Genomic DNA, 7,287 nt, shown 5'->3' with positions numbered 1-7,287 from the left:
CAAATCGTGCTTTCTTCGTTAAGCCACCCGTATGAAGAAGAATCGGATGGTGCATTCATACTTAACATCTTAGGTCAGCTCTGGCTTGAAGGAGTTAAGGTTGATGTTTTCTGACTTATACAAGAAGTTTATGAAATCAGTAACTTGTCCATAGTTGGTAATTCAGTATTTCCCACTGGCTGATTTGCTAATCATACGCTCACCATCTTTACCTTACTCAGATATTGCACCTGGAAAATGTGCGATCGCTAAATTCTTATTTACAGGATCAAAACTTTAGTAATTGACTAAAAAACCACAAAAAAGGCGGATTTTTGTGTATGCTCTGTGACTAAGTGCCTTAGCAATACTTTTTCAGGAGTAAACATGGAACGCGCCATCTCTGCGTTGGGAATTTTAGTTTTTATTAGTATATCCTATGCCTTTTCTGTTAATCGTCATGCGGTGCGTTGGCGAATAGTGGCGTGGGGTTTGGGATTGGAATTTGTGTTTGCACTAGTGATTCTTAAAACTCCTTGGGGTTTGACTGTGTTTAAATTTCTGGGAGATATTGTCAGTCAATTTTTAGCATTTTCTGATGTTGGTGCCAAATTTGTCTTTGGAGAAAATTTTAAGGATCATTTTTTTGCTTTCCAAGTGCTGCCGACAATTATCTTTTTCTCTGCCTTCATCAGTGTCTTGTATTACTACGGCATTTTACAGCGAGTCGTAAACATGATGGCGTGGGTAATGATGAAGACGATGAAAACATCAGGTTCTGAATCTTTATCCTGTGCAGGTAATATCTTTTTGGGGGCAACAGAATCGGCGCTAATAGTTAAACCTTATATAGCGAATATGACGCAATCGGAACTCCATGCCGTGATGACGGGTGGTTTTGCCACAATAGCCGGTGGAGTACTAGGGGCATATCTTTCCTTTGGGCTACCAACAGAACACCTAATTGCTGCTTTCTTTATGACTGCTCCTACATCGTTAGTGGTATCAAAATTACTTTACCCCGAAACAGAAGTATCAGAGACGGCTGGTAAGGCAAAAGCGTATGTAGAAACCAATTATGTAAATGTAATTGATGCTGCCACTACCGGAGCAATTGACGGTGTGAAGCTAGCAGTTAACGTGGGGGTGATAATTATCGCCTTTTTGGGATTATTGGCTGCCCTGAATGCACTTTTGGGATGGTTAGGGGCATTTGTAGGCTTACAGCAACTCTCATTGCAGTGGATTTTGTCTTTTCTCATGGCTCCCGTAGCATGGCTGATAGGTGTACCTTGGGCTGATTGTTGGCAAGTTGGAGCTTTATTGGGTACAAAAACAATTTTGAATGAGTTTATTGCTTTTTTGGATTTGAAGGCACTAATTGAAAGTGGAAAAATCTCTCAACGCGCAGTAATTATTGCGACTTACGCATTATGTAATTTTGCAAATATAGGTTCAATTGGCATTACCATTGGCGGCATTGCAGGGATAGCACCTAATCGCCAGCATGACTTAGCTCGTATGGGTGTAAAATCAATGATTGGCGGATTGTTAGCAGGTTTTATCACCGCTTGTATTGCTGGGGTGTTGATTTGAAAAAGAATTTTCTAAATTATAGATTTTATAAAATGAGCAAACCGACAGTTTGACAATCCCTTACTCATCTGTAGAGTAGAACTGTTGGGCGTAAAAACGGGCATACCGTCCTTCCTGAGACAGGAGGGAGGTGTGAGTACCAGCTTCAACTATCTGTCCTTGTTCGATTACGAGAATGCAGTCAGCCCGACGAACGCTGCTCAAGCGATGGGCGATAATAAACACAGTACGGTTTTGCATCACTCGCTCCAGTGCTTCTTGAACTAGTACTTCTGATTCAGAATCTAGGGCAGAGGTGGCCTCATCCAGGATGAGAATTCGAGGATCGTTAGCAACTGCTCTGGCGATCGCTAATCTTTGGCGTTGTCCTCCCGATAGGTTAACTCCACGCTCTCCCACCCAGGTATGATAACCCTGAGAAAATTGGGTGATAAAAGAGTCAGCGTTGGCAATCTTGGCTGCTGACTGAATCGCTGCTAAATCTAATTTTTCCTGACCATAACCGATATTTTCAGCGATTGTTCCCGAAAAAAGGGTAACATCTTGGGGAACAATCCCAATTTGATGGCGCAAGCTGGTAAGTGTGACATCACGGATATCAATATTATCAACCAGGATTTGACCCATCTGAGGGTCATAAAAGCGAAGTAAAAGGTTAATTAACGTCGATTTGCCTGCTCCAGAAGAACCAACCAAGGCAATGACATCACCAGGAGAAGCGTCTAGGCAGAGATCCTTAAGAACTGGCTGGCTGGGATTGTAGGCGAAATCGACATGACGATACTCTACCTTGCCCATAACTCTTGGCATTGCCTGAGCATTCAATTTTTCGCTGATACTAGGCTCCTTCGCCATCAGTTCAAAAATGCGTTCGACAGAAGCTTCAGTCTGTTTGTACTCGTTGTAATTGCTAATCATCATGTCGATTGGCTGAATCAGTATAGCCACAGCAGCTAAGAAACTGATAAACCCTTGAGCTGTCAGCTGATTCTGAGAAATCTGCCATCCTCCTAATAAAAACAGCAGTATAATACTAACTGCTTCCAAAAAACCGACAACGGGAAACTGAATGGATTTCAGTTGTAGGGCGCGATACTTAGCTTGGCGATTGATTTCTGCTTCTTGATTGAATCGCTTCACTTCATATTCTTGGGCTGCAAAAGCCTGAACGACGCGAATCCCACTAAATACTTCAGTTAGCATCGCCGACAAATTAGAAACCTGATTTTGGCTCTGGCGAGATAGCACAAGCAATCGCTGACCAAATTGCCCGATCAACCAAGCCATTAAAGGAGCCAAAATCAAACCCGCAAGAGTGAGCGGCCAATTCAGGTAGAGCATGTAAATGGGAATTGCAATCAACTGCAACAAATTGGAAAGAAACTGATGGGATAATTTGTCCACAATCTCGCCGACGCGATCGATGTCTTCGGTCAGGCGATAAGTCAGGTCTCCCGTCTGTGTCGTTTCAAAGTAATCTAATCCAAGTTTGTGCAGGTGAGCATAAACGCGCTTACGCAAGTTTAAAACCATGTTCAGAGCAGCAGCGATCATAAAGACATTCTGCCCGTATTGACAAAACCCTCGAACCAAAAATACTAAAGTGGCTAGTCCGAGCCAGTAGGCAATCTGGTTAACATTTCCCTGACCAAGATAAAAAGAGACCTGACCTGCTAAATAGGGCACTGCTAGGGTGAATAACACAAATCCTAAGATACAAGCTAATCCCCGAATTAACAGCGGCCATTGGGGCCACAGATAAGGCAACAGTTGCCAGTAACTAGAACGGACTTTCATAGGTAAGTAAAAATTCAGGAGTCAGGAGTCAAAAGTCAGAAGTCAGAATTCAGAATTCAGAATTCAGGAGTCAAAATTGAGGTGCATTACGGCGTTAGCCTACCACACCATGTTACCCAACCGTGCTGACTCCTGAATTTTGACGCAATTTCTACTCAGTTTCTCCTAGAGAGTTTAGTAGAAAGCGGGCAATTCTCTCAGATGCGCCGGGTGGGCCAAATCGCTCAGGGCCATTTTCTTTGCACTTAGCGAGGTAGTCTGAATCTTCTAAAGTTTCGACTACTCGTTTAGCTGCTTGCTTGAGAATCTCAGGGGTTGCTGGCTTAGTGCCAATGGTTTGGGCAGAAATGCCCGATAGCCGCGTTTGCGCTTCTGCAAATTGATAGGTAAATTGAGGGCCCTCTCCGGGAATCTGGATGATAGGTTTGCCGCTTGCTACAGATAAATCCACTGCCAACCCTGCCATGCCAATAACCAGGGTAGAGTAATACAAGATATCACTGAAGGCATCTGAGTAACATCTCACTTCTACAAGCGGTGATTCTGCAGCAGAACTTCCTGGAGGAAAATAGGTGAGTATGCCTTGATTCAGTTGCCAACCTTGACTTTGAGCAATGTCGTCTAATTGCTCCATTAAATTTGGTACTAAGGCGGCACGAAACTGGAATCCAGACTCAGGCATCATCTTGGCGATTTCGATCACCAGTTGCAACTCCAAACTGAAATTTCGCGCGGCTTCCGGCATCCGCGATCCTGGTAAGAGTGCGATCGCAGGAATGTCCGGTTTCAGGTACAAGTCTTTACCAGTGGGGACGAGGCGATCTAAAGCCGGAATCCCACCAAACTGAGCCTTTGCTATACCTTGCCGTTGAAGATCGAAAGCTGTATAGGAATCTCTGGTGAAAACTGCCAGACATCGAGAAGAATTAAGGTCGTGCCACAATAGCGGATTGAGACGCAATCGCCCTTCATAGAGGGCAGAAAGACAAGAAATAAACGAAACGAAGGGGCGCTTTGTTAAGTAAGCAAATGTTTGGGAGACAAAATCCCCAGTAGACATAATTAAATCGCAGTTGGGAGCATACTGCAACACCGCTTGTAATTGTCGCCACGTTAACCCAATCAATCCCGATTGAAAATCTTTCAGGAAATAGAGGCGCTTCATGTAAAAGAAGCCCCCAGAAGGCATTGTTTGTGTGGGCCCAATAATGGGAATGTCCAAGCTACGGTAAGCTTTTCCTTCTCCCACAATCGGCATTGCCGCCATTTCAATAGAAGGACACAATTGGCGCAGAGTCTGAATAACATGAGAGGTGTGGTTGTCCTCTCCGTGGCCGTTACTGATAAACAAGATTCGCTTAGAAGGCATCTTGGGGTCTTGGATAGGTCTAAAATGTTTGTTTGGTGAGATTTTTAACCTACATTGGGTGAGTAGGCAAAGATATTGATAGTATTTTTACTCTTGAGAGTTTGTAATTTTATAGACAAATCTACAAAGTTACTTTTTCAGGTGTAAACCGGAATGGAATTACTGCTAATCTCTGTTTTGCAGACGCTAATCTATCAGAGAATACAGTATTAGGAGTACAAACGCTATGGGTACATTGATCTAAGTTCAATTCCAACATGCGGTAATTGTTGCAACTTCCGGATTATGTAACTTCTTTGCAAATATTATTTCAATATTCTGTTTTGTTAAAATTCAAATTTTTTGTAGATACTCAGGTGGCACACGATCGACTAACCAAACACCATTAGCAGAACAATAGAAGATATAACCCGCCTGATGCATTGCCGCAGTATTTACAGCAAAAACCACTGGTTTTCCATGCCTGGCACCAACAGTTTGTGCTGTTTCTATATCTTTTGATAAATGGACATGATGTCGCGACATTTTGCAAAGTCCTGTTTGCAGAATTAATTCTACAGATTTGCGTCCCGTGCCGTGATAAAGCTGATCTGGAGGAACAACGGCTTCTAATTGTAAATCAACTTTTACACTATGTCCTTGGTTCGCACGAATTAGAGTACCTGTAGAATCAAAAGAAAATCGTTGTTTTTCGTTGAATTCAACTACCATTTGTAATTCCTGGCGGGTAATCGGAAACTTGTTTTGAGTACAAGCGGTAAGTAAGTCATCAACAGCAACCCAACCACCAGGAGCAAGTTTAATTCCAATAGCATCCGGGGTGTGTCGCAGATATTTAATGAGATATTTACTGATTTTGACAAGTCGAGAATCACTCATTTGATGAAGTAGTCATTGGTCATTGGTTAATTCAAACTATCTTAAAGAATGGGTGTAGTATCTCAATAACTAATGACTCTCGCGTTACAGTTTGATTATGGTTAGCATTTTATACTACAAGTAAATTTTTATACAATATATTAAATTTTTTGTTGATGGTTTTATTTTATATAAATTGACAGAATTTGTTTGCCTATCATTGTTAATGCCACTCCAATCATCGCAATGAGTGTCACCTTTCCACCAGGAGCGAGTGATTGATTTACGCTATCTGAGTTTTCTTGTTCTTGACGTTGTTTCCAACTCATTAACGCCGGAATAATTCCACCTAGAACTGAAATACCAAATGTTCCAGTGTAATCTAGGGCAGTAAAGAAGATGCTAGGGTTGAGCGTTCCGAGAGTCATCGGAGGGAAAAGAACCAGCGAATAGAGGGGTAAGCGGCTAGAAAATTGCCATTGTGCAGGTAGGAAAATATCTTTGAACAAATCCAGCAACCCGTACACAAATCCAATGAATGATGTGACGATCGCAAATTCTGAAAAAATGGATACTAGCACTCCTAACCATTGCCCCGCTCCACCTCCTCGGAGAATTTGTAGTGGATCAAAAACACTTGCACCATCAGAAGTGCTATGTAGCATATCAGGACTGACGCTTCCTAAAATTACGGCATTCCACGCCAAGAACATAATTAGAGGAATTAGGGAACCAATAAAGATGGACTGACGAATTTTGCGGGCATCCCCTTCGAGTTGCTTCACAACTAGCGGTACAACGTTTTGGAAAAACAACGCCACAGACATCACTGAAATGGCACTGCCGAGGGCACTCCAGTTTTGAAATAACAGTCGGGTACTTTGAATATGCCTTCCTCCAAGAAATAATAGTCCTAAGAAGGAAACGATGACAATTCCGACAAAGGCACTGTTTAATTTCTCAATAAACTTTTCTCGCCCAAGATACATAATGCCACCAAATAAGAGCGTGAAAGCCATTGTGCCCACCCACGTAGGTAATATCTGCATACCCCAGACTTTTGCTGCCGCCGCTCCTAAAATCTCTCCGCCTTCAGTGATGTATGCCACCAACAGAGCATAGTGCATAAATAAATATGCACCGCCAGCAATTCGCGCTCCCAGCTTACCAAGAATTTTCTCAACAACTCCCAAAAAACCTATACTCAGATGCCCTTCTGTTCGCATCGTGTTTAAGGTAACTTCTGCAACCAATAACCCTGAAACTAAAGCGTAGAGCCAAACAGCAATTAGTCCAGATGTGGATGGCACAATCCCAGATGGCAGGGTAACAGCTGGTAGGGCAAGAATCCCAGCCCCAACAGTGGTTCCTGCAATCAATGCAGTACTCCCAAATACACTACCTGGTTGATGATTGAGTTTGTTTCCATCAAATTCAAGATGAGAAAACAACCGAGTGACTTGCTCTGAATCTTTGAGAACAATCTTTATGGGAACCATACTGAATATCTGTACTTAAACCAAGCAATATTAACATACGTAAACATTCTTCACAAAAACCCTGATTTGATGTTGCACCAGCATTTCAGGCGATTGCCTTACATTTTATTACCCAGAGAGGGTAATAAAATGTTTTATACTAGCGCGACAAACGCGAAGAGACTTATACTACTTTAGGAATTACGCATC

The 7,287-nt window shown here is 42.5% G+C and carries 5 protein-coding genes; 1 reads left to right on the top strand and 4 read right to left on the bottom strand.

All coding sequences use genetic code 11. The features are described from left to right. The first annotated feature begins 366 nt into the window (after positions 1-366). Complete coding sequence (locus V7K89_RS21870; RefSeq protein WP_335190835.1) at positions 367-1,575, top strand: NupC/NupG family nucleoside CNT transporter; 1,209 nt, start codon at positions 367-369, stop codon at positions 1,573-1,575. A gap of 60 nt (positions 1,576-1,635) precedes the next feature. On the opposite strand, the gene V7K89_RS21865 is transcribed toward V7K89_RS21870, so the two are convergent. The 4 genes from V7K89_RS21865 to V7K89_RS21850 form a co-directional block, all read right to left on the bottom strand. Next, positions 1,636-3,372, bottom strand: coding sequence for an ABC transporter ATP-binding protein (locus V7K89_RS21865; protein ID WP_335190833.1), 1,737 nt, complete (start codon positions 3,370-3,372; stop codon positions 1,636-1,638). A gap of 151 nt (positions 3,373-3,523) precedes the next feature. Next, a complete protein-coding gene (locus V7K89_RS21860) occupies positions 3,524-4,741 on the bottom strand; it encodes a lipid-A-disaccharide synthase-related protein (protein WP_335190831.1) in 1,218 nt (405 codons plus the stop codon). Positions 4,742-5,074: 333 nt separating this feature from the next. Beyond that, a complete protein-coding gene (locus tag V7K89_RS21855; RefSeq protein ID WP_335190829.1) occupies positions 5,075-5,620 on the bottom strand; it encodes an RNA 2'-phosphotransferase in 546 nt (181 codons plus the stop codon). A gap of 161 nt (positions 5,621-5,781) precedes the next feature. Further along, the gene (locus tag V7K89_RS21850; protein WP_335190827.1) at positions 5,782-7,098 is read right to left on the bottom strand and encodes an amino acid permease; all 1,317 of its coding nucleotides are present in this window, start codon (positions 7,096-7,098) and stop codon (positions 5,782-5,784) included. Positions 7,099-7,287: the final 189 nt, after the last annotated feature.

This window comes from Nostoc sp. (assembly GCF_036917515.1).
Lineage (GTDB): Bacteria > Cyanobacteriota > Cyanobacteriia > Cyanobacteriales > Nostocaceae > Nostoc.
Note: the sequence above shows the minus strand (reverse complement) of the source record. Positions and strands in the feature narration are given on the sequence as shown.

Excerpts from the sequence above, each read along its gene's own strand:
- V7K89_RS21860 (WP_335190831.1), bottom strand. The coding sequence starts at position 4,741 with ATGCCTTCTAAGCGAATCTTGTTTATCAGTAACGGCCACGGAGAGGAC.
- V7K89_RS21855 (WP_335190829.1), bottom strand. The coding sequence starts at position 5,620 with ATGAGTGATTCTCGACTTGTCAAAATCAGTAAATATCTCATTAAATAT.
- V7K89_RS21870 (WP_335190835.1), top strand. The coding sequence starts at position 367 with ATGGAACGCGCCATCTCTGCGTTGGGAATTTTAGTTTTTATTAGTATA.
- V7K89_RS21865 (WP_335190833.1), bottom strand. The coding sequence starts at position 3,372 with ATGAAAGTCCGTTCTAGTTACTGGCAACTGTTGCCTTATCTGTGGCCC.
- V7K89_RS21850 (WP_335190827.1), bottom strand. The coding sequence starts at position 7,098 with ATGGTTCCCATAAAGATTGTTCTCAAAGATTCAGAGCAAGTCACTCGG.